Genomic DNA, 21522 nt, shown 5'->3' on the forward strand with positions numbered 1-21522 from the left:
TTGAGATATGCTTAAATATTATCAAAGTATGTTACAAAGGATCCGCATGGAGAGGAGGAGTTTTCCATCACTAAATTTCTGATGGCCATTACGCTGCTATGCGTCAGTATTGTATGTGTGTTCGATTTCATCCCCTGGCTTTTAAGCCTCATCGATTACCACGATTTCTATAATTCACAAGGAAGGGACATCTATAACCGTTCCAACTTGTATGTCCTCGCCCCCATCGTTGGCACACTCACGTTACTTCCTGTATTAATTCGCCAGCCAAAAAAGTGGTATCTTTGGCTGCTGCTTAGTTTGCTATGGTCCATGTTTTTAATGATTCTCCTGTCCTCCATTTTCATCATGCTGCGGCTGACTCCCGGCGCTCCGTGACCTCCATAGGATTGACGAAATCAAGCAAATGATTTACAATCATCAAAATTGTATTTTTTATAGGCTGTGAGAGGGAAAAGTAAAAAGAGGATGTCGCATAGAGAGCTTCTGTCGGTGGGAATGAAGCGGACGAATCTTTTGAACATGATCCTGGAGCCGCGCACTGAACATCTTTGGATCAGTAGGATGCGACGAGGGTTGGCGCTCGTTATCTACGTCAGCGTATACGCTTTTTTCGGCATGTACGTCTTGAGGTGGCAGGCACAAGCCGGCTGCAAACTAAGGTGGTACCACGGGCATTCAACCCCGTCCTTATCGTTTTTTAACGATAGGGGCGGGGTTTTTTATTTTGGCGGGAAATGAAGGGAGTTATTTTTAGCAGGCGAATCCCTGTTATGGCTGCCTCTATTCAGGGGAAATCTGCTATCACCGGGTAAATCCTGTCTATCACCGGATAACTCATGCCTACCACCGCCTAAACCGAGTTTATCACCGGCTGAACCCGTCCTATCACCGCCTAAATTACATTGATCACCGCTTGACTACAATTTAAGGTAATCAATTATGCAAACAAGACGAACTTATCAAATCTATTACCCATAGGAGGAAATGAAATGAGTATTTTTATTGGAGGAGCTTGGCCATACGCAAATGGGTCATTACATTTAGGACATATCGCGGCACTTTTGCCAGGGGATGTGTTGGCGAGATATTACCGGCTAAAGGGAGAAAAGGTTTTGTATGTATCGGGCAGTGATTGCAATGGCACGCCCATTTCCATACGCGCGAATGCAGAAGGGGTGCCGGTTCAGAACATTGCGGACCGGTATCACACCGAGTTTGTTGAATGCTTTTCAAAGCTTGGATTCACCTACGACCTCTACACCCGGACGGACGGGGCATTTCATCATCAAGTGGTGCAAGATGTATTTCTTAAGCTGCTGGAGAATGGCTATATTTTCAAACAAGATGTCGAGCAAGCCTATTGTGAGACGGATGAGCGGTTCCTCCCCGACCGTTTTGTCGAGGGCACTTGCCCAAACTGTGGCAGCCGGGCTCGCGGTGACCAGTGTGATGCTTGTGGAGCCATTTTAGATCCGCTCGATTTGATTAATCCGACTTGCAAGCTTTGTGGCAATGAACCCGTTGTCCGCAAGACGGAGCATTTTTATTTTAAATTAAGTGCTTTTCAAGAGCTTCTTTCCTCTTATGTAGCGGAAGCCAAAGAAGCCAAGAGGTGGCGAGAAAACGCGATTCACCAATCCGAACGCTATTTGGAGGAAGGTCTGCATGACCGGGCGGCTTCCCGTGATTTGCCGAACGGGGTGAGCATTCCCGTAGCCGGCTATGAAGAAAAGAAGGTGTACGTCTGGATCGAGGCAGTAACGGGTTATTTGTCGGCGAGCCACGAATGGGCGGAGCGATGCGGATTGTCCGACGGCGATTTTTGGAATGACGAGACGGTTTCTTATTACGTGCATGGCAAAGACAATATTCCCTTCCATACGATTATCTGGCCTGCCATCTTAGCCGGGATTGGAAAAGAGAATGCCTTGCCGAAGCATATCATCTCTAATGAGTACCTGACACTGGAAAAACAGAAATTGTCGACGAGCCGGAATTGGGCCGTTTGGGTGCCTGATGTACTGGAACGGTATCATCCTGATTCGCTTCGCTATTTTTTGACGGCCAATGCGCCTGAAAACAGGGACGCCGATTTTTCTTGGCGTGAATTTATTTATAGCCATAATGCAGAGTTGCTTGGTGCGTATGGAAATTTTGTTAATCGAACCTTGAAGTTTATTGAGAAATCGTTTAATAGCATTGTTCCCAACGCCGAAGTAAATCCAGCAATCCAACATGCTGTAACCGACCTTTACCCAATTGTCGGCTCACTCATTGAGAAAGGGAGCTGCAAGGAAGCGCTGGAGGCTGTCTTCCGTTTCGTGCGCCAGGCGAATAAATACTTTGATGACGAACAGCCTTGGAAACAAATAAAGGAATCACCTGAAGCATGTAATCGCACTATGGCTACTTGTGTTTATATCATTGCGAACTTATCTCAGTTGCTTTCTCCATTCCTGCCGTTCTCAAGCGAAGCCGTGAAACAAATGTTGAATCTGCCACCATTAACTTGGCAGGTCATGAATCCGCAGATCGGAAATTTACAGACCATCTCACCGCTTTTTGAGCGGATTGCCATCGAGAGAATAGATGAAGAAGTGTCACAGTTACATCAAAATGCTCGTTAATTCGCCCCAAAACAACCCGTGCAATTCCTTCCATTCTTTGAGACAATTAGTTATAAGGAAATGTTTGGGAAAGGAATGTGCGAATGAAAGAGCGAGTCTTTTGGATCCTCCTCAGCATCATCGGATTAAGTTGGATTGCAAATTATTTATACGCTGATGCCAAGCGGCTGGAAGTGCCTGTTTTCCTCGACCATTTTGTTGATACGACCATGAACGACGAAAATTATTTGACGTTCTATTATCTGACCAATAAAGATGACTTGTCCCAGGTGAATTATGTTCATATAAATAAGGCGATGGGATATGTGGAGCGTGATATAGGCTTTTCTACGGGAATGCCAACTGATATCCAGTCATTCCGCCATTCTGTATTGCGTAAGATAACTGTGCTGGTAAATAATGCAGCACTTGAATACCATGCAGGCGACGGGGATTTCAAATTCAACGAGATGGAAGTCTTTTTTTCAGATTACAGAGATGTGAAAGCTGATATCGGGGAAGTCATTCTAAAGCAGCCGCCGCCCTCTTCGGAAAGCGACGATCCATTGAATGCTGTTTCATGGGGTGGCAGCACTCGAGGGGATAGCTTTACTGGCTTCAATGTGTATGAACCGTTGCAAGTGGAAGCGATCACGCTGGCGATCCCTCAGTTGAATGACCGGCTCACTTTCAAATTGTCCGGTGGAGATCCTGCCCAGCAGACAAAGGACGGTAAAGGCCTGCCGCTTAAGGAACTTCAATTCCCGATCCGGCTGAAACAAGGCCAGCAGTTCAACGTCACGACCTATTTTGGCGACTCTACGGACTACGTGGAAAGCAGCTATGCTGTATCTGGAAGAACCGATAGCGGAGAAACGTTCCAAACCATCGGAACTTTTTTGCATGAACCCTATTTGACGCAGGCGGATGTACAGGAAATTAGTAAGCGGAAAAGGATGGATGGCCAATGAGCCAGGCGGTCAAATGGATTTTCATCGGTTACCTCTTCGTCTGGTTCCGTATCGATATCGTCATCGACTGGCTGCCCGACCCCCTTGGCTATTTCCTGATCTACCTCGGGGCATCAAAGCTGAGCACCGAGTATTCCGTCTCTCCAAATGCAAGCAGGTTCGCTGCAGCTGGTATCATCCTTTCGCTTCCCTCCGTCTTCATAAGCCTTCTGCCGTCTGGCGTTTTGACGGGCAACTATTATATTTTGCTGCTACTCGTCAAATTAGTAGTCGCCTTCTATTTGTTCAGCCTCTTGAAAGCGATGACGGCCAAGTTCAACCAAAGCGAATGGACTCGCCGGACAGAGTTACGGAGCAAGTACTATGTTTTCATTCACCTCACAGCCCTTTTTATCATGACGCTCACGCCGAACTTGTTAAGTGATGAAGCGGCTTGGCTGATGGGGGCAGCCAGTCTTGCGTTGTTAGTGATGGATCTCAGCTTCCTGCTCCTGTTGAATCAAATCCGGAACTTGGAGCCAAGGCAGATAATGGATATCACCGTATAAAGGAGGATGTATTTTGTTTAAAAACGACAAGGGGCAAGTTCGCGCCGGGTGGTTTATTGTACCCGCATTTATTGCCATGGTAGTCGCACAACAGGTTTTTGCCCTGCCAGGTATATTTTTACTACTCTCTAGCGAGATGCCTCAACTGGGAAGTTCAGTTGACGTGAATGTGATGGAGATGCTCGACAACCATCCATGGTTTTTCCTTATCATGCAAGGCGGCGGCGTTCTAGGGAGTATCCTAATCACCTACATTTTTTGGCGTTTTATTAATAAAGGCACGTTACGAACACTAGGTTTAAAGTTTTCGAACGCCGATTTTCTCTATGGTCTTTTTCTTGGGGCGGTTTCTATCAGTATTATTTTCATTCTTTTACTGTCAACCGGCAACGTTACCTTGCTGAATTCGTTTGGAAGTCCGGAATTCTCAACCTACACTGTAGCATTTCTCATTCTTTTCATTCTCGTCGGCTTGTCCGAAGAAATGTTTTTCCGCGGTTATGTCATGTCAACTCTGGCCAGCCGAAACAACCCTAAATGGGTCATTTATGTCGTTTCTGCTGTCATCTTCAGCATTGCACACGGTATGAACCCGAATGTCAGTCTGCTCGGACTGCTAAACATTTTGTTAGTCGGTTTGCTTTTCGCCTACATGTTCGACGTGACGAAAAGTTTGTGGCTACCGATCGGCTATCATATGACATGGAACTATTTTCAAGGGAATGTCTTTGGGTTTCCGGTGAGCGGTACAACCCCGCATGGTCTTTACAATGTATCTGTGGATACCGGAAATGATTGGCTAACTGGTGGAGCATTCGGATTGGAAGGTGGATTGCTTGCAACATTGCTGATCATCCTCGGCTTTTTCGCCACTCGCCTTTACGTACGATGGAAAAATTAAAAACTTTGCAATTGCACCTCAGACTGTAAACGAAAGCACTTTTATATTGCAAGAAAGATAAAAATAAAATTAGATCAACATCCCCTCATGGAAACGAGGGGATTTTTTGTTGCCTTGGCTATGTGCGTTCGCGTTTCTTTTTCAATAAATTATGTACTTGAAACTTGTACAAAATCCATGTGCCATTGTATAGAGGCCCGACCAAGGAACCGTTTATTGCGTATACATACTAGTAAGTGCAATAGGAGGTGAAAGGATTGGAAAAAAAGGAGACCCGCAAAAATTTGTATGGACTATCTAGCCAGCTGATGGAGCTGTTTGTATCCGACTTATTCACAAAAAACGAAGTGAATATTAAAGATGCCAAGCAACGTCTGACATCTGAACAAAAAGAGCAGTTAAAACAAACGGTCGAACAGTTGAAAACTCAAGTAGAGAGCTTTTTAGAGTCTAAAACAGTACGTAAAGTCGGTTCCTCGAAAGAAAAGACAGAAGAGCCGGCAGTAAACCCTCTGCGTCAAGCAATAATCCAAAAGAAACAAAAAAAAGAGAGTGACAAAAATTAAAAGAATAGATGGTTTGTCCAACTCAAACAATTTCTTGAGCATGTAATAGAAGAGAGAGGAGGGAAGTAACAATGGAATTTTATTCACATCGAGATGAGGAATGGTCTGCATTAGACCGATCCGCCGAACACCCAATCGCTTCTTGTTCACGTGAATCATCCAACACTGGTGCAGATGCAGATTTGATATCTGACATTGACCAGCTTTCCAATGAGCTAATTGTTATCCGGGATTCATGCAACGTTACGGTTAGCACGACAGATACACAAATCGCTGCATCTCTGCAAGTTGCTCTCCAAGTCGCTATTGCGATAGTGGTCAACATTTCTATTGCAGATGGCACCCGTGCTGAACGAGTCACAGCAGAATTGTTAGAACGGGCACAGATACGCCAGACAAACCGTCAACGTCTGATTATCATTAATTCCCGCGATGTAGATGTAACAACAGAAGATACGGATGTAGCTATTTCGTTACAGCTGCTACTGCAAATCCTTCTGGCGTTGATCGTCCAGTTGGATATTCTGTAATACTATTTGGGTCTCGTGAATAACCTCCTCTTGTACTTTATCCCCAGTTGGAGGTTATTTTCCCCTTTTTATAGCTTGTTGGATTTTGTATAGTAAACCAGGGGAAAGAAAAAATTAAGCAGGAGAAAGACAGGAAGCGACATATGGTGTGTTTATCACGTCTTTGCTTTTATCGTATGCATTTTAGTTCGAGTTTGTTCCTCCGGAAAACTGTATTACGCGCCATTCCTCTGTGAGAAGTAGCATCAAGATGAAAGCAAGTGTCTTTACATAGAACAAGTATACATACTAGCGTACCCGGATCCTGCGATCTGCAGATAAATACAGGAATTTTATCCATAGCTATTCGTGTAGCTTTCTTCTGGATTATAAGGACTACAAACAAATATGCTTTTGTCACACTCTAAGGCGCAGCATTTCGCAGCTGCGCCTTTTCTATGTCACACTTTCTACAACCTTCTCATTACGCCTGCCACTGACCGTCAAGACCAGAATACCTCCGACCAATAAAACGATCCCGCCCCAAGAAATGATATCCAGTCTTTCACCAACAACTACCACACTTAAAATAGCCGCAGTAAGCGGTTCTCCTAAAGATAGCGTAACGGCAGAAGATGAAGGGATGTGCCGCAATCCTGCGGAGAATAAAATATACGCTATACTCGTTGTCGCCAATCCTAAATAGAGAACCGTCGAAATGCCTGATGCCGTTAGCAGTCCCTCTGTTTCAAACAGAAATAAAAACGGCATGAGCATGACTGCGCTCACCGAGAAAATGACAGCCACCGAAGGAACCGCATCCGCTCGCTCCAACACGCTTTTATTGAATAATGTGTAGAAAGCAAAAAGCAATCCGGCGCATAGAGAGAGCGAAACACCAATCGGATTAACGACCACCCCTTCTTTATTTGAAAATAAAAGGACGCAGCCGACAATCGCAAACGACGTGGCCATGAGCCATACCTTCATCGGGCGCCGCTTTAGGTAAAGCCATTCGACAACACCTGAAAACATCGGCGCACTCCCGATCGCTACTACCGTGCCAATGGCAATTCCCGTCAACCGAATGGACGTGAAAAAGCAATATTGGAAAATAGCCATGGCAAGTGCCGCGAGCAAGGTCGCTTTCCATGGCCAAGTACGAAAATGGACTTTCCTCATAACAATCATGAGTATAAGCAGCGAAAAACCGCCGACCGCAAGCCGCGAAGCACCCACCGCCAATGGATGGACCGTCTGGGGCATGAAGGTCTGCGCTGTGCCCGTCGTGCCCCATAACATAGCACCTAGCAAGACGATAATAAATGCGATTCGTTGTGACATCCCGAACCCTCCCTCTCTATTGAATATATCACGAGGGACGGCATTGGGATAGAACATAAAACAGAATCGACAGAAAAATCACTCGACCGCTTCTGCCACTTGCTTCAACTTCTGAACGAGGCCCGTCCAACCGCCATCCATTCTTGGTTGCACAACGTCATGCGGCTCGCCAAACTCCGTCGCGACGCCTTCCTGCCAGCCTCCATGAATGAAAGTCAAATGAGTTTGTTCTCCCCGACCCTCTAGTTCAAATGAAAGATGCCAATCCTTTCCCCAATCAAAAGCTAACGCATGAGGCTCCTTCACACGAGTCACCCGGCAAACTGAAGTACCCCACGGTCCAGCCTGCAGCTCAAACGACTCGCCCTCCACCGGTTTCATATCATTCGGCATGAACCATGCAGAAAGCCCCTCCGCCGTTCCGATCAACTGCCATACCTTCTCAATTGGCGCCTCGATGACAACCTCTTTTCGAATATCATTCATTCCTCTGCCTCTCCTTCCAAAGCAATTCCTATTTTTATTGATACATATTTCATTCTTTCTTATTCTATCCTGCAAATCCCGAAACCATAAAGTATATTTTAGTAAACAATATAAAAAAAGGCCACCCATGGGCAGCCTGACTTTCATTACATTCCGATTTCCGCTTTCATCTCCATTTCTTTTTCCTCTGTACTTCCTCCGAAGGTTAATACAATTATTCCGCCGAGCAACAAAGCAACGCCAATCCAGGAGACAAATGCCAGCCTTTCACCGACAACAAAAAAGCTAAGTACAGCAGCTGTCAGTGGCTCGGCCAAAGACAAGGTGACAGCCGAAGAAGAGGAAATCCGCTGCAGTCCAAACGAGAAAACAATATAGGCAATGGACGTAGCAGCAAGACCGAGGTAAAGCGTGCCAACAATGCCCGGAACTGTTAGTATACCCTCCTTGCTAGACGTAAATAGAAATGGAAGCAATACGGCGGCACTAATGGAAAACGTAATAGCAACAGCTGGAACTGCATCGACTTGTTTCAACATTTTTTTATTAAATAGCGTATATACCGCAAACATGAGCCCCGCTCCAAGAGATAGAACTACACCAAGTGGATTGACAACCATCCCCTCTTTGTCGGAAAACAGTAATATGCATCCTACAATAGATAAGACTGTTGCAATCATCCAGTTTTTTGTAGGTTTCTTTTTTAATAATACCCATTCCAATATTCCCGAAAAGATAGGGGCACTTCCGATAGCAACCACAGTCCCAATTGCCACGCCGGTTAGACGGACAGATGAAAAGAAGCAAAACTGGAATAGCGCCATGGCCAAACCTGCAATAATAGTCAACTTCCAGGGCCATCCCCGGACACTGATTTTCTTCATCAGTAGCAAAGCGAGCAACAGCGTAAACCCTCCAACTGCCAGGCGAGTGGATGCAATGGTAAGCGGAGCAATCGTACTCGGCATAAAGGTTTGCGCAGTCCCAGTTGTGCCCCATAAAACGGCCCCGATCAAAACTGCTACATAAGCAAGCTTCTTCGACATAACGTACCCCTCCCTAGTTCAAGTAGATAACTAGTGAATACCCACAATTCACCAATAGCAATCAGAACAAGATAAATAGAAGATAAACGACTTCTCTTCAGAAAGATTACCGGTTTGAAAAGGAAGGTGGTAAACGATTACATATTTACGGATAGATTCTACTATGTTAGACTGACAGATAGGCTTTTCGCCTCGTGGTTCGTAACCATCCCACGATAAAAAACTAAGGAGAAATGAATATGAAAGTCAAAACAATGGCAACGAGCGGGATTATCGCTGCGTTGTATGTCGCTGTGACGTTTTTGATTGCCCCTTTCGGCTTCACAAACATCCAGTTTCGTTTGTCAGAGATGTTTAACCATCTCGTCGTCTTCAACAAGAAGTATATAATCGGAGTTGTACTTGGGGTATTTATATCCAATTTGCTCTTCTCCGAGCTAGGGCCGATTGATTTAGTGTTCGGCGTTGGGCAATCTGTCATTGCACTCTCAATCACCATTCTTTCTGCAAAATTCATTCAGGGATTATACAAGCGGATGATATTTAACACCCTTGTATTCACCTTCACCATGTTCCTCATTGCATGGGAATTGAATATTGCTCTCGGTTTCCCGTTTTGGATTACTTGGGGGTTCGTCGCAGTTGGCGAGTTCGCTGTCATGGCGGTAGGAATTCCTATTATGAAGGCTTTGAATGACCGGTTACGGCTGGATAAGCTCATATAAAAAAGCAGGCTCCCTCTGAGGAACCTGCTTTTTTCATTGATTAATCCAACAATCGGTTGTTGTGATCTACATCTAAAACCCGCACTTCCTTTTGTGCTGTCATGGTATTCTGAATAAATCCATTGCCGTGACAGACACTACAGCCATATTGCCATCCTTCGTCATCCGCCAGCATTCCAGTTCCTTCGCACGCTCTGCAAGTACCCTCGCGGTCGATCATAATTATCTCCTCCTTTTTTTTATTGCATTTGCGCTTGCTTCCCTTTTGCCCAATTGATCATGCCGCCGGCTAGCATCACTTCAATTTGACGCTCTGACAGCGTATGTTGAACAAGAATTTGTTTATCCTTCCCTTTAACCGATACACCAAATTCGTTGACCGATTGAATTGCTTCTCGCAGGTTCGTCAGTTGAAGCACATCTCCTTGTTCTAAGGAATCGTAATCTTCTGGATTCACAAATGTCAGTGGCAAAATGCCGAAATTAACAAGGTTTTGCCAATGAATGCGGGCAAAATCTCTTGCTAAAGCGACGCGCAAGCCTAAGTACCTCGGTGCAAGTGCTGCATGTTCACGACTGGACCCCTGACCATAGTTGCTTCCGCCGACTATCGCATGCCCGCCGGTAGCTGTGCTGGCCATCGCGCGTGCGTAATAGGTACGATCAATGATCTCAAAAGCGAATTTACTGATTTCCGGCAAATTGCTTCGATAAGGAAGCACACGGGCGCCGCCTGCCAGAATCTCATCTGTGGAAATATTATCCCCCATTTTCAATAGAATTGGCAGTTCCATTGAGTCGTGGAGTTCGTCCATTTCTGGTATCAACGCGATATTCGGTCCTTTATACAATTCAACCTTTTGCGCCTCCTCAAATGGCAATGGCTCCGCAAGCAGTTTCGTATCAATCGTGGGTTGTTCAGGATCAGACACTTTTGGATACGGCATGTCCAGTGTTCTCGGATCCGTGATGACACCTGTCAAAGCAGACGCGGCTGCTGTTTCGGGGCTGCATAAGAAAACACTATCTTCGAGTGTACCCGACCGGCCCGGGAAATTCCGCGGCGTTGTACGTAAACTATTCCGGCCTGTTGCTGGCGCTTGCCCCATGCCGATGCATCCATTGCAGCCGGCTTGATGCAAACGGGCTCCCGCCTGAAGAAGACTAGCAATATGCCCATCCTTCACAAGGTCTGTCAACAACTGCCGAGACGTCGGGTTGATGTCGAATGAAATACCTTCTTTAATCTTTTTGCCATCCACGATTTGGGCCACTACTGCAAAATCCCGAAAGCCCGGATTTGCAGACGATCCGACATATGATTGATAAATCGGCGTTCCTGCCACTTCAGACACCGGAACTACTTTTCCCGGACTGGATGGTTTGGCAATGAGAGGCTCCAATTCGGACAGGTTAATCTCCTCATACAAATCATAAGTGGCCCCCTCATCTGCCAAGAGTTCTGTCCAATCTTCCTCACGCCCTTGCTGTTTCAAGAAATGACGCACTTCTTCGTCAGAAGGGAAGACACTTGTTGTAGCACCTAATTCCGCTCCCATGTTCGCAATAACGTGCCGGTCCATGGCACTGAGACTTTTCAAGCCCGGGCCATAGTATTCAATGATCTTCCCGACCCCACCTTTCACATCAAAACGGCGCAGCATCTCTAGAATGACATCTTTTGCACTTACCCAATCCGGCAACTCACCCGTCAATTTGACGCCCCACACTTTCGGCATCTTGATATAAACCGGCTCACCGGCTATCGCAAGCGCTACATCGAGACCACCCGCTCCCATGGCCAGCATTCCCATACAACCATTCGCACAAGTATGACTATCAGACCCGAGCAATGTCTTGCCCGGTTTGGCGAGCCGTTGCATATGGACCGGGTGACTTACACCATTTCCCGGCTGACTATAATAAAGGCCGAAACGTCTTGTGGCACTTTGTAAGAAAAGGTGATCATCTGCATTTTTGTTGTCGACTTGTATGACGTTGTGATCCACATACTGCGCGGATGCCTCGGTCTGCGCCCGCTTGACACCCATTGCCTCCAACTCTAGCATGACCATAGTTCCAGTAGCGTCCTGTGTCAGCGTCTGATCAATTTTCAGACCAATTTCTGAACCAGGTTCCATCTTGCCTGATACTAGATGGGTCCGAATCAATTTTTGTGTAATATTCAGCGGCAATGAACTTCCTCCTTTTATTGAATCTCATTCAATTCATACCCTAGAATCCATTGGATTAACGGATATCTAAACAAAAAGGCCTCTTCCATCTAATTGACGAAGAGGCTTGTTCATTAGACATGCATGTTAGTGTACTGCGTTTTCAATAGCCAGGCATGAAAGAAATATTCTCCAATTGCAATCACGACACCTGTGAGTAGCGCTTCTCCTAAAGAATTATTATATCCAAAGAGAAGCAGCCCTCCCCATATAATCAGAAAACCGAGGATTAGATCGCCGGTAGTCGCCGCCATGTTACCCATTTTGGGTAGAATCATCAGATCCCCAGCAACATAGGAAACCAATAGCAGGACTATCCCTATAATTGTTGAATGCACAAACGAGACATTGTAAATTGCCGATAATACAATCCAAAGGACAAGAAAAGTCAAGGCAGCTTTCATCATAATCGCCAATCCATGATTCACGTGAGTTTCTTCATTCACTTGGATCTCTCCATTTCTTTTTTGGTACAATTAAAGTACCCCATTTTTTGGTTCCTTACCGTAGAAAAGAATGGGAGTCTCACTGATGAATAAAATTCCGAAGGAGCAACATCCTATGTATATGACAATAGAACAGACCGCTGAATATATCGGCATGCCAGTGGAGCAAGTCCGCCAATACGTATTGGCCGGGAGAATACGTGCCGTCCACGACGGGGAGCAGTATTTAGTGAATCAAGATCAATTCACGCTGTATTTTTCTCAACTAGAAACAGCCAAACGGTTAATTGAGGAGTATTGGAATGACCCCATCCCGCCCGACCGTGATATTAAAGACGAGGACTGAAACTAACTAGGTAAAAAGACTCAATTTATTTATTTAGTAGGCTCCAAACAGTATAAACCTCAAACCGGAAGATACTTTCCTCAGGCCATACTACGACTAGATTAAACACGTTTTATAAAAAAATAAAATTTGACTTCTTTTCTTTTTAACCTCTTCGCCCCCTTTTGCATTCCGTCATAAGGGTTGGTATAGTTGATAGTCGTTTTAACAATACGAAATGTCATAGGGGGCAACATGAAAAAAATATCAAATGTCTTTTATATAACGATCGGATTGATCGTCTTAGCTGTCGGATACGGCGTCCTAGCTTCCGATAGCTTTGAAACCGTTACTACTAACATCAAGAGCTTTGTCTCTTCATCATTCGGCTGGTATTACATGATGCTGCTGTCTGTACTGCTTGTCCTTAGCATCTTCTTCATCGTAAGTCCATTTGGCAAAATCAGATTAGGCAAGGATGAAGATCGACCACAGTTTTCAACCGTAACGTGGATTGCCATGCTGTTCTCAGCCGGAATGGGTATCGGCTTGGTTTTCTATGGGGCTGCTGAGCCATTGTCCCATTACGCTGTCAGTCCGGCGACTGCTGCACCGAATACGGATGCCGCGTTTAAGGAATCCTTGCGTCAATCGTTCTTCCACTGGGGTCTCCATGTCTGGGCTATGTATGGAGTTGTCGCACTGTCGTTAGCCTTCTTCCAGTTCCGTAAAAACGAACCGGGATTAATTTCAGCAACATTGAAGCCGATCTTCGGCAAAAAGATGGAGGGGCCTTGGGGTATTCTCGTCGATGTCCTTGCCGTCTTCGCAACCGCTTTTGGTGTCGCTACATCTCTCGGCTTCGGTGCTGTTCAAATTAATGCAGGGCTAAACTATTTATTCGGCGTGACTATTGGCATCGAAGTACAATTTATCATCATCGCCATTGTAACCGTCCTTTTCATCATGTCGGCTTGGACGGGACTCAGCAAAGGAATTAAATATCTTTCGAACACCAACCTGGTGCTGGCACTGGTACTTTTGGCATTCGTCGTCATATTGGGACCGACACTACTCATTTTTAATATGTTCACCGATTCAATTGGCGGCTATTTGGCTAATTTAGTACAAATGAGCTTCCGGACCGCACCACTTAATGCAGAAAATCGGGAGTGGCTGGATAGCTGGACAATCTTTTACTGGGCTTGGTGGATTTCTTGGGCACCGTTCGTCAGCATGTTTATCGCACGTGTTTCTAAAGGAAGAACCATCCGGGAATTTATGGTCGGCGTACTATTGGCCCCAACACTCTTAAGCGCCTTTTGGTTCTCGGCGTTCGGTACAACCGCAATAAATATCCAGCGGGAAGGACTCGCAGATTTGGCAAAGGAATCAACGGAACTGGTTATCTTTGAAATGTTCCATAACATGCCATGGTCCTTCGTCATCTCGCTCATCGCCGTATTGCTGATCGCCTCCTTCTTCATTACGTCTGCCGATTCGGCTACGTTTGTACTAGGGATGCAATCAACATACGGTTCCCTGACACCACCAAATAACATTAAAATCATATGGGGCGTCATCCAATCGGCCATCGCGCTCATCTTGCTGTCCGTCAATGGCCTGACTGCCCTGCAAAACACAATTATTATTGCAGCATTGCCATTCTCTTTTATCATGCTCCTGATGATTATCTCGCTGATTAAGGCGCTCAATAAAGAAATGAAGAGCATACAACGGAAGAAGAATAGTCGATAAAAATTATAAAAGCAGTATTCCCGCTATCATGGGATACTGCTTTTTATTAGGTGGAGACTATAGTTTCCGCCTGACAAACTATGTCAATTAATTCCTCAATGGTTCCCATACATTTCTCAACTCCTGGCAGATGATAAAAAGTACTGGTCGTTTCTACATCATCAGCTTCGCCATTGGGTGAATGAAGATAAATCGTCTTATTCTGACCTAACGCAATTCCAAATTCAATATGACTCCCTTTACCAGCAGGCAATAAGACGACGATGAAATCAGCTTCCATGATGGCATCTTTCTCTTTTTGACCAATCTCTCTCAACTGATCAATCGTTGCGCCCCTTTCATTTTGCGTCCAATCATAGGTATGGCGGAATCCTAAATTTTTGAGCCTTCCGCTCACAATTCGAACCGTTTCGATATTAGAGAAGCTGGATGCAATATAAAAATTCATATTTTCACGTCCTTTCATTCAGCAGCGCTGAATTGATATATTCACTACAATAGTTTTTTAATTATTTGAACTAAATATTTCGCAGCAAAGAATGATAAAGGAATTCCAAATATCAAGAGAAACAAGCCCATAGAAGGACTATTGAAAAAGTATTCATTTTCCAAGTAAGCAGCTAGTTTAAAGTATTGTAGATAAATTATTATTACTAAAGCTACAAAGCCTGCTTCTCTTATCATTAATTTATTTTCGTTAACTTTTCCCTTTCTATTCCAATTTTCTTCCATAACAAAATCCCCCCCTTATCCACTGCTTTGTTAGTCCAAAAATTTATTTCATAATCTTTAAGGTATTTTAACGAGATTACTGGGATCTTCCTTCTATATTTTCTTTCCAATATCCAATCAGCAAGTGTTTTAACAAGCAAATTAGCAAAGGCACAGTTTTTATATGATCCGTTGGTGATTCGAATGGCAATCGTCCCAAAGTTCTGCCTCCTAAGATAAGAATTAGATTTTCCTTAACATAAATTGTACATAAAAGCATTTAAACTTCCAGCGGGATTCCAATTTCTTATTTAACTAAACTTCTTCATTAGTCTAGAAAATAAATTCATAATACTCATTATATTTTAACATATATTCTCCTTCTTCCTTCTAATTTTCGGCACACAAATTCAGTTCCTGTGTTAATTCTTGTTCTAATTGAAGTTCCAGTTCGTCTATATAAATCATATAAACGTTGATATAACAACAAAAACGGGGACACAATCCACATATGAATTGTGTCCCCAAATGCTATGTTTATTATTATTTTCTCCCTATCAACCGAACCCGTTAGGAAATATAGCAATCCTTTTTTCATTACTATTTACAAACACCATTTTTATTGATTCACTAACACTTTGCTCGGCTGACCTAGAATATGAAGCAAATCGCTGACCATAGCACTGCCGGTCGGATACATGCCTGCGCCCGGCCCGACAAGTGTAAGTTGGCCAAGGTATTCAGTGTTGACAATGACAGCGTTGTTCACTCCGTCGATGCTGTGAAGAGGATGATCAGCTCCGACTAGCACCGGACCCACTGTTGCCTGCAAAACGCCTTTTTCATCGAGCCAGACATCGGCCACATGTCGATAGCGAAGATTGTTATTTGAGGCCTCTTGCACGTGGGAAAGCTCGATATGATCCACTCCCACGACAGGAACGTGATCCCAATCCGGCTGCCGGTCAAAAGCCAAGGAGCTCAAAATCATCAATTTCCGGAAGGCATCCCCGCCGCTTACGTCATCGGTTGGATCTGCTTCGGCGTAGCCAAGAGCTTGCGCTTGCTGCAAGACTTGCTGGAATGGAAGATGGTCCTCCCTCATCTTCGTTAAGATGTAGTTCGAAGTCCCATTTAATATCCCTTGAACGCGCCGAACCCGATCGCCTTTAATTAGATTGCTCACCGTCCGAATAATGGGAACGCCACCTGCCGTTGTCGCTTCAAAACCGACTTGGACGCCACGAAACTCGGCATGCTTTACCAAAGCCGGACCATGCTTAGCAAACATCTTTTTATTCGCTGTAATAATATGAGTTCCCTTTTCAATTGCCTCGGACAGATAAGTATAGGCCGGTTCCTCACCGACAATCGCTTCAAAGACAACATCAATCGAAGGACCTGACCAAATATCGCGAATGTCATCCGTTATCACAACACCTGGTGTCGCCAGACGCTTTTTCGACGCGTCCTTTACCAAAATGGCGACAATGTCGATTGAATAACCCGTCTGCTCCTGAATCTGTTCCCTTTTCTCCTTCAATATACGATAGATGCCTTCCCCTACCGTTCCAAAGCCAAGAATGGCCGCTTTAATGGATGGCACAAGACCACTTCCTTTCACACGACTCTACAAAATGAAAAATTCGCACCAAATGAGGTGCCAATTTCTCCAAATCTATGGAAGGCCGTCAAATGAGACAACCTTTTCTTCTATACATAGGACCCGGGCATCGAATGGGACGCCCCGATACGCTACATTTATTATGGCGGGTGCCGAATGAGACACTCCTTATGCCAAATCCACGCTGGTTGGCGCCAAATAACACACTCTACACGCCAAATCCACACCGGCGGGCGCCAAATAACACACTCCACACGCCAAATCCATAACGTCAAGTGCCAAATGAGACACTGTTTACTCCAAATCTTCTCCGTCGAGTGCCAAATGAGGCACCTAAACCACATGTTCACCGGCAAGTGTCAAATGAGACACCTAAATCGCCCGTTTCATATCAGCAGCCACCAAATGAGGTTGACTCTTTGCCGATTCCTTCCAAAAATCTATCTATTAGCTTTTTATTTTACTTTTCAACTGCAACAGGAACTGCTTTTTCGATCGCTTGCGCAAGGTCTGCGATAATATCCTCAGCGGATTCCAAGCCGACTGACAAACGGATCAATTCTTCTGTAACACCAGAGTTCTTCAGATCTTCTGCTGACAGTTGCTGATGCGTTGTCGATGCCGGATGGATGATCAATGATTTAGCATCCCCGACATTCGCGACGTGCGACCAGATCTTTACACCATCGATCACCTTCCGTCCTGCTTCGCGTCCGCCTTTGATGCCGAATACAAGGATGGAACCGAATCCATTCTTCAAGTACACTTTCGCATTAGCATGCGATGGATGGTCTTCCGATCCTGCATAAGTTACCCACTCAACAGAAGGATGATTTTTTAAGAATTCCGCTACTTTGCGTGCATTTTCGTTATGGCGTGTCACGCGCAGGTGAAGCGTTTCTAAACCTTGCAAGAAGTTGAAGGCACTGTCTGGATCCAGACATGGACCGAAGTCACGCAGCAATTGGACACGTAGTTTCGTAGCAAATGCCGCGCCCGCTGTATCGATGCCGTAGCGCAAGCCGTGGTATGTTTCATCCGGCTCTGTGAAACCAGGGAATTTCCCTTTCGTCCAGTCGAATTTACCGCCATCGACGACCACTCCGCCGATTGTTGTGCCATGTCCGCCAATCCATTTCGTTGCTGAATGAATGACCACGTCTGCTCCATGTTCGATTGGGTTTGCACCATATGGAGAAGCAAATGTGCTATCGATCAATAATGGAATATCATTTTCATGAGCTACCTTCGCCACTGCCGCGATATCAAGAACGTGCAAGCTTGGATTGCCGATCGTTTCAGCAAACAGCGCTTTCGTTTTATCAGTGATCGCCGCACGGAAATTTTCAGGATCTGTAGCATCTACGAATTTTACTGTAATTCCGTAGCGTGGTAGTGTCGTTGCGAATAGATTGTACGTACCGCCGTATAAGTTGCTGGCAGCCACGATTTCATCACCGGCGCCTGCAATGTTCAATATGGAGAAAGCAATTGCTGCCATACCGGATGAAAGGGCTACTGCAGCAGTTCCGCCTTCCAACAATGCAATTCTTTCTTCAAAAACAGCAACAGTCGGGTTCGTAATGCGTGTATAAATATTCCCTGCCTCTTGAAGGGCAAATAGGTTTTGGGCATGTTCTGTATCACGGAAAACAAAAGAAGTGGTGCGATGGATCGGCACTGCTCGAGACCCAGTAACAGGATCAGGCTTTTGGCCGCCGTGCAAGAGTAGAGTTTCGGGTTGAAGTTGGTTGTTTGTCATTTGAATTACCTCCAGTGGTTGTAGTAGTTTAAGATGAAAATGCAACAGGGATGATGCAGTGCGGAGGCGTTGGGGGTTTTTTAGGAATAAAAAAATAACCCCTTTCGCTAAGAAGAGGGTTACGCTTTCGCTTATTCCTCCCCTTATCTTTCAGACCGTTCGCACGTTCTGTAGGAAGTAGCACCTTTGCAAGTTCGTCACTTGCCGGTTGCCGGGCATCGCAGGGCCTAGTCCCTCCGCCGCTCTTGATAAGAGTATGGGTGATTCAGTTTTTCATCTTGTTGAACAGTATAGAGACTCCTATTTTCAAAGTCAAGGGGTAAGTTAAAAATTGTTCTGAACGTTTTGTATCATCAGGGATTTTTCTTTATTGCACCAATAAATTATTTTTACATTAAACTTGAAGAATCGACTCTTTCCCCTACCATTCGGCTATCTTTGAAAAATTCATTGAACGGTCCATTCAGACATCGTATGATAAAACCATATTGAATGTGGGGGAATTTTATGATCTTTTGGATCATTGGTATTGCCATAATAGGATATGCCATCGGCTGTTTGCATGGTTCTGTCGTGGCGCAATGGATTTCTGGGGTGAACTTGAAAGAGACCGGGGTAAAAAATGCGGGTGCTTCGAACGCCCTCATCGTTCTCGGAAAACGATACGGGGCACTTGTTGCCATTATTGATATCGGAAAAGGGATTCTGGCAGTCCTGGCAGTCCGTCTTCTTTCCTATCAGTTTGACTTGAATCCAGAATATAGTACATTGCTTCTTTTCACAGTGGGAGCGGCTGTCATTTTCGGGCATAACTTTCCGTTTTACATGAAATTTAACGGGGGAAAAGGGACAGCAACGGTCATCGGGGTGTTATTTGCCATCGATTGGCGATTCGGTTTGGCTGGCCTTGTCCTTTTCATTGCAGTCGCGCTGTTGACGGATATTCTTGTAATTGGCGTCTTCATGTTGTACGTCACCTTGATGGCAATGGCCATTTGGCTGGATGGCTACTGGCCGATCCTGATTGCCGCCTTGCTTTTCATCATGGCTGTTTGGAAGCATACTGAAAATATAAAACGAATTCGCGCGGGAACTGAAACCCGCATCCGGGCATCATTCAGTAAGAAAAAGGAGAAGTCCTCTTGATTTAACGAGTGCAGTTGCAAAGAAAGCAAATTAACATCGTAAATTATAGGCAAATCAGCATATCTTTCAACGGTGCAATAGCCATACAAAACAAGTAAGAGCGCTCAGAAATTTGAGCGCTTTTTAGCATATTGTTGTGGAGAAGAGCGTCCCACCACGTACTATCTTGGATTTTCAGCATGTCAGCCAAATCACTAGAGCCATAAACTGCTTAAACTGCTTGTTTTTTTATCTCACATTACACTCACCTTAAAGTAAGCAATTCTATATAAAACATCAAGAATATGCAGGATTTCATTCAATAACCCCCATAACACAGCGATCCCCTAAAATCGTTTAAATACTTACTAGAACTAACTTTTTAGGAACAGGCATTAAAACCTGTATAAACAACATTACAAAGAAAACCCCACAAACATTTATTTAACAATGTTTGCGAGGTTCCGGTGTAATCCCAAACTTTCATTTGAAAAACGTTATTTATGTTTGTTTATATGCTCACACCTATTTTTCTACTATGTACAATCGCATATAAAGATAACCATTCTCTATATTGTCCGATGGCTCAAATCCTAGTCTACTCCAAAATTTTATTGCGGTTTTATTTTCTAAATTAACTGGCAAGGAAACTCTACGTGCATTGAATTCTTTACACAAATATTCAATACAAAGCTTAGCGGCTAATGTTCCATAGCCTCTTTTTTGAAAACGGCTGTCTATCATAAAATTTATGATTTGGGGGTTATTATCAGCAATAGACATTGAAACAAAGCCTACCATCACATTATCAGCATAAATTGCAAAAGGGTGTGACTCCTCATAAAACACCCACGATTCGGCTAATGAAAACACTACAGGATCTACAAATTCCACACTTGTATCAGTTGCACGCAAGTTTAAACATTCTTCATAATTGTCACTATTAATTTTTCTTAATTCTAGCAAAGCAATCATACCTTCCAAATATAGTTATGACTTTTTAATATGTATAATGCAACCCCATCAACCGAACCTGTTAGACGATAATTGATACTCTTATAATTATTATATTTCTAATCCCAACCATGTTCTAAATCTTTTTGCCTCCAGGCCATCGGGGTTTATTCCACTGATAGAACTTGTGGTAAAAGGCAGCCATTGCCAATCCTCACACCCTACGAAACCTATTCTGGACCAATTCTCAATGAATTCAATGAAGTTATTTGCGAGCTTATATCCATGACCTTTTCCATCATCGTGGCTAAGGTAAACGATTGGAGCGTCGGTATCGTCTTTCATATCAAAAGCTAAATAGTCACCATTTCCAACTTCACAAAACACTAATTTGTTATGCCACACAACGTCATACTCATTTTCTGGGTTCGGGAACACATTGGTAATCCAACCTATTCGGGCTTCTTCGAATTGAGGAAGGAGTTTCAATCCCCAATGTGGTGTACCGCAAAAAACACCTCTAAATTCATCCGGCTGCTCGCTGTCATCAGGTAAAAACCAACGCAAACTGAAATTCCCTGAAAACTCTTGGAGTACCTTTTTAAAACTTTTAGGCAACTCTATTCCAAGCTTTTCTTCCGTCTGAAGTATTTGTTCTGTTGAGACCGGGTCATCTATTACAACTTCCTGAACATCTCCACCTATTTGTTGAATTCTAGCAGAGATGGTAGCTATTCTTTCTCTTATTGACTCGTAGTCCATTTTCTTACACCTTTTTCTCATATCAGATCACTTAATAGGATTCATTTATAGCACATAACTTTGAACATCGCTTTTAAATAGTGAGTCAATGCCTTTAAACTTACTTTTGGCTTCGT

22 protein-coding genes, 2 riboswitches and 1 other annotated feature are annotated in these 21522 nt (G+C 44.3%); of the genes, 10 read left to right on the top strand and 12 right to left on the bottom strand.

Annotation, left to right across the window (positions count from 1 at the left end):
- Nucleotides 1-435 precede the first annotated feature (435 nt).
- Nucleotides 436-695, top strand: a binding site (T-box leader).
- Between the two features lie 297 nt (nucleotides 696-992).
- The 6 genes from metG to NCCP2222_RS11025 all read left to right on the top strand — a co-directional run bounded on the left by metG (nucleotide 993) and on the right by NCCP2222_RS11025 (nucleotide 6125).
- Nucleotides 993-2630 carry a methionine--tRNA ligase gene (gene metG / locus NCCP2222_RS11000; protein ID WP_248512322.1) on the top strand — a complete coding sequence of 546 codons (1638 nt, stop codon included), beginning with the start codon at nucleotides 993-995 and terminating at the stop codon, nucleotides 2628-2630.
- Nucleotides 2631-2713: 83 nt separating this feature from the next.
- Entirely contained in the window at nucleotides 2714-3580 is an 867-nt protein-coding gene (locus NCCP2222_RS11005) for a hypothetical protein (RefSeq protein WP_248512324.1), read from the top strand.
- A complete protein-coding gene (locus NCCP2222_RS11010) occupies nucleotides 3577-4128 on the top strand; it encodes a hypothetical protein (RefSeq protein ID WP_248512326.1) in 552 nt (183 codons plus the stop codon). Before NCCP2222_RS11005 ends, NCCP2222_RS11010 begins: the two co-directional genes overlap by 4 nt.
- Nucleotides 4129-4141: 13 nt before the next feature.
- Complete coding sequence (locus NCCP2222_RS11015; protein WP_248512328.1) at nucleotides 4142-5029, top strand: CPBP family intramembrane glutamic endopeptidase; 888 nt, start codon at nucleotides 4142-4144, stop codon at nucleotides 5027-5029.
- Nucleotides 5030-5286: 257 nt separating this feature from the next.
- Nucleotides 5287-5595 carry a hypothetical protein gene (locus NCCP2222_RS11020; protein WP_248512330.1) on the top strand — a complete coding sequence of 103 codons (309 nt, stop codon included), beginning with the start codon at nucleotides 5287-5289 and terminating at the stop codon, nucleotides 5593-5595.
- A 71-nt stretch (nucleotides 5596-5666) separates the two neighbouring features.
- Entirely contained in the window at nucleotides 5667-6125 is a 459-nt protein-coding gene (locus NCCP2222_RS11025) for a spore coat protein (RefSeq protein ID WP_248512332.1), read from the top strand.
- 435 nt (nucleotides 6126-6560) lie between these two features.
- Here the strand turns inward: NCCP2222_RS11025 and NCCP2222_RS11030 are convergent, their stop codons facing one another.
- The 3 genes from NCCP2222_RS11030 to NCCP2222_RS11040 all read right to left on the bottom strand — a co-directional run bounded on the left by NCCP2222_RS11030 (nucleotide 6561) and on the right by NCCP2222_RS11040 (nucleotide 8980).
- Nucleotides 6561-7448, bottom strand: a complete 888-nt coding sequence (locus tag NCCP2222_RS11030; protein ID WP_248512334.1) for a DMT family transporter — start codon at nucleotides 7446-7448, stop codon at nucleotides 6561-6563.
- Between the two features lie 78 nt (nucleotides 7449-7526).
- Nucleotides 7527-7934 carry an SRPBCC family protein gene (locus NCCP2222_RS11035; RefSeq protein WP_248512335.1) on the bottom strand — a complete coding sequence of 136 codons (408 nt, stop codon included), beginning with the start codon at nucleotides 7932-7934 and terminating at the stop codon, nucleotides 7527-7529.
- Nucleotides 7935-8080: 146 nt separating this feature from the next.
- Nucleotides 8081-8980 (bottom strand): DMT family transporter, encoded by a 900-nt coding sequence (locus NCCP2222_RS11040; RefSeq protein WP_248512336.1) that lies wholly within the window; start codon nucleotides 8978-8980, stop codon nucleotides 8081-8083.
- A 188-nt stretch (nucleotides 8981-9168) separates the two neighbouring features.
- Nucleotides 9169-9213, top strand: a riboswitch (PreQ1 riboswitch).
- A 6-nt stretch (nucleotides 9214-9219) separates the two neighbouring features.
- On the opposite strand from NCCP2222_RS11040, the gene NCCP2222_RS11045 reads away from it, so the two are divergent.
- Nucleotides 9220-9705, top strand: a complete 486-nt coding sequence (locus tag NCCP2222_RS11045) for a QueT transporter family protein (protein WP_248512338.1) — start codon at nucleotides 9220-9222, stop codon at nucleotides 9703-9705.
- Nucleotides 9706-9745: 40 nt separating this feature from the next.
- Here NCCP2222_RS11045 and NCCP2222_RS11050 read toward each other — a convergent pair whose 3' ends face one another.
- The 3 genes from NCCP2222_RS11050 to NCCP2222_RS11060 all read right to left on the bottom strand — a co-directional run bounded on the left by NCCP2222_RS11050 (nucleotide 9746) and on the right by NCCP2222_RS11060 (nucleotide 12385).
- Nucleotides 9746-9925, bottom strand: coding sequence for a hypothetical protein (locus NCCP2222_RS11050; RefSeq protein ID WP_248512340.1), 180 nt, complete (start codon nucleotides 9923-9925; stop codon nucleotides 9746-9748).
- Nucleotides 9926-9944: 19 nt separating this feature from the next.
- Nucleotides 9945-11900, bottom strand: coding sequence for an aconitate hydratase (locus NCCP2222_RS11055; protein ID WP_248512343.1), 1956 nt, complete (start codon nucleotides 11898-11900; stop codon nucleotides 9945-9947).
- A 113-nt stretch (nucleotides 11901-12013) separates the two neighbouring features.
- Nucleotides 12014-12385 carry a DUF2512 family protein gene (locus NCCP2222_RS11060; RefSeq protein ID WP_248512346.1) on the bottom strand — a complete coding sequence of 124 codons (372 nt, stop codon included), beginning with the start codon at nucleotides 12383-12385 and terminating at the stop codon, nucleotides 12014-12016.
- Nucleotides 12386-12500: 115 nt separating this feature from the next.
- On the opposite strand from NCCP2222_RS11060, the gene NCCP2222_RS11065 reads away from it, so the two are divergent.
- Both NCCP2222_RS11065 and NCCP2222_RS11070 read left to right on the top strand, forming a co-directional pair.
- A complete protein-coding gene (locus tag NCCP2222_RS11065; protein WP_248512550.1) occupies nucleotides 12501-12731 on the top strand; it encodes an excisionase family DNA-binding protein in 231 nt (76 codons plus the stop codon).
- Nucleotides 12732-12965: 234 nt separating this feature from the next.
- Nucleotides 12966-14468, top strand: coding sequence for a glycine betaine uptake BCCT transporter (locus NCCP2222_RS11070; RefSeq protein ID WP_248512348.1), 1503 nt, complete (start codon nucleotides 12966-12968; stop codon nucleotides 14466-14468).
- Nucleotides 14469-14514: 46 nt separating this feature from the next.
- Here NCCP2222_RS11070 and NCCP2222_RS11075 read toward each other — a convergent pair whose 3' ends face one another.
- The 4 genes from NCCP2222_RS11075 to NCCP2222_RS11090 all read right to left on the bottom strand — a co-directional run bounded on the left by NCCP2222_RS11075 (nucleotide 14515) and on the right by NCCP2222_RS11090 (nucleotide 18565).
- Nucleotides 14515-14916 (bottom strand): group-specific protein, encoded by a 402-nt coding sequence (locus NCCP2222_RS11075; RefSeq protein ID WP_248512350.1) that lies wholly within the window; start codon nucleotides 14914-14916, stop codon nucleotides 14515-14517.
- 44 nt (nucleotides 14917-14960) lie between these two features.
- On the bottom strand, nucleotides 14961-15200 hold the full coding sequence (locus tag NCCP2222_RS11080; RefSeq protein WP_248512352.1) for a hypothetical protein: 240 nt from the start codon (nucleotides 15198-15200) through the stop codon (nucleotides 14961-14963).
- A gap of 598 nt (nucleotides 15201-15798) precedes the next feature.
- Entirely contained in the window at nucleotides 15799-16785 is a 987-nt protein-coding gene (locus NCCP2222_RS11085; RefSeq protein ID WP_248512354.1) for a homoserine dehydrogenase, read from the bottom strand.
- Nucleotides 16786-17263: 478 nt separating this feature from the next.
- The gene (locus NCCP2222_RS11090; protein WP_248512356.1) at nucleotides 17264-18565 is read right to left on the bottom strand and encodes an O-acetylhomoserine aminocarboxypropyltransferase/cysteine synthase family protein; all 1302 of its coding nucleotides are present in this window, start codon (nucleotides 18563-18565) and stop codon (nucleotides 17264-17266) included.
- Between the two features lie 140 nt (nucleotides 18566-18705).
- Nucleotides 18706-18820: riboswitch (SAM riboswitch) on the bottom strand.
- Between the two features lie 252 nt (nucleotides 18821-19072).
- On the opposite strand from NCCP2222_RS11090, the gene NCCP2222_RS11095 reads away from it, so the two are divergent.
- A complete protein-coding gene (locus NCCP2222_RS11095) occupies nucleotides 19073-19711 on the top strand; it encodes a glycerol-3-phosphate acyltransferase (RefSeq protein ID WP_248512359.1) in 639 nt (212 codons plus the stop codon).
- 504 nt (nucleotides 19712-20215) lie between these two features.
- Here NCCP2222_RS11095 and NCCP2222_RS11100 read toward each other — a convergent pair.
- Both NCCP2222_RS11100 and NCCP2222_RS11105 read right to left on the bottom strand, forming a co-directional pair.
- Nucleotides 20216-20665, bottom strand: a complete 450-nt coding sequence (locus tag NCCP2222_RS11100) for a GNAT family N-acetyltransferase (RefSeq protein WP_248512361.1) — start codon at nucleotides 20663-20665, stop codon at nucleotides 20216-20218.
- Nucleotides 20666-20755: 90 nt separating this feature from the next.
- Nucleotides 20756-21406: an SMI1/KNR4 family protein gene (locus NCCP2222_RS11105; protein ID WP_248512363.1), complete on the bottom strand. Its 651-nt coding sequence runs from the start codon at nucleotides 21404-21406 to the stop codon at nucleotides 20756-20758.
- Nucleotides 21407-21522: the final 116 nt, after the last annotated feature.

This window comes from Sporosarcina sp. NCCP-2222, assembly GCF_023168145.1.
GTDB lineage: Bacteria > Bacillota > Bacilli > Bacillales_A > Planococcaceae > Sporosarcina.

What these genes read in the sequence shown, in the direction of transcription:
- metG (WP_248512322.1), top strand. Translation starts at nt 993, where the DNA reads ATGAGTATTTTTATTGGAGGAGCTTGGCCATACGCAAATGGGTCATTA.
- NCCP2222_RS11005 (WP_248512324.1), top strand. Translation starts at nt 2,714, where the DNA reads ATGAAAGAGCGAGTCTTTTGGATCCTCCTCAGCATCATCGGATTAAGT.
- NCCP2222_RS11010 (WP_248512326.1), top strand. Translation starts at nt 3,577, where the DNA reads ATGAGCCAGGCGGTCAAATGGATTTTCATCGGTTACCTCTTCGTCTGG.
- NCCP2222_RS11025 (WP_248512332.1), top strand. Translation starts at nt 5,667, where the DNA reads ATGGAATTTTATTCACATCGAGATGAGGAATGGTCTGCATTAGACCGA.
- NCCP2222_RS11030 (WP_248512334.1), bottom strand. Translation starts at nt 7,448, where the DNA reads ATGTCACAACGAATCGCATTTATTATCGTCTTGCTAGGTGCTATGTTA.
- NCCP2222_RS11035 (WP_248512335.1), bottom strand. Translation starts at nt 7,934, where the DNA reads ATGAATGATATTCGAAAAGAGGTTGTCATCGAGGCGCCAATTGAGAAG.
- NCCP2222_RS11040 (WP_248512336.1), bottom strand. Translation starts at nt 8,980, where the DNA reads ATGTCGAAGAAGCTTGCTTATGTAGCAGTTTTGATCGGGGCCGTTTTA.
- NCCP2222_RS11045 (WP_248512338.1), top strand. Translation starts at nt 9,220, where the DNA reads ATGAAAGTCAAAACAATGGCAACGAGCGGGATTATCGCTGCGTTGTAT.
- NCCP2222_RS11050 (WP_248512340.1), bottom strand. Translation starts at nt 9,925, where the DNA reads ATGATCGACCGCGAGGGTACTTGCAGAGCGTGCGAAGGAACTGGAATG.
- NCCP2222_RS11065 (WP_248512550.1), top strand. Translation starts at nt 12,501, where the DNA reads ATGTATATGACAATAGAACAGACCGCTGAATATATCGGCATGCCAGTG.
- NCCP2222_RS11070 (WP_248512348.1), top strand. Translation starts at nt 12,966, where the DNA reads ATGAAAAAAATATCAAATGTCTTTTATATAACGATCGGATTGATCGTC.
- NCCP2222_RS11075 (WP_248512350.1), bottom strand. Translation starts at nt 14,916, where the DNA reads ATGAATTTTTATATTGCATCCAGCTTCTCTAATATCGAAACGGTTCGA.
- NCCP2222_RS11080 (WP_248512352.1), bottom strand. Translation starts at nt 15,200, where the DNA reads ATGGAAGAAAATTGGAATAGAAAGGGAAAAGTTAACGAAAATAAATTA.
- NCCP2222_RS11090 (WP_248512356.1), bottom strand. Translation starts at nt 18,565, where the DNA reads ATGACAAACAACCAACTTCAACCCGAAACTCTACTCTTGCACGGCGGC.
- NCCP2222_RS11095 (WP_248512359.1), top strand. Translation starts at nt 19,073, where the DNA reads ATGATCTTTTGGATCATTGGTATTGCCATAATAGGATATGCCATCGGC.
- NCCP2222_RS11100 (WP_248512361.1), bottom strand. Translation starts at nt 20,665, where the DNA reads ATGATTGCTTTGCTAGAATTAAGAAAAATTAATAGTGACAATTATGAA.
- NCCP2222_RS11105 (WP_248512363.1), bottom strand. Translation starts at nt 21,406, where the DNA reads ATGGACTACGAGTCAATAAGAGAAAGAATAGCTACCATCTCTGCTAGA.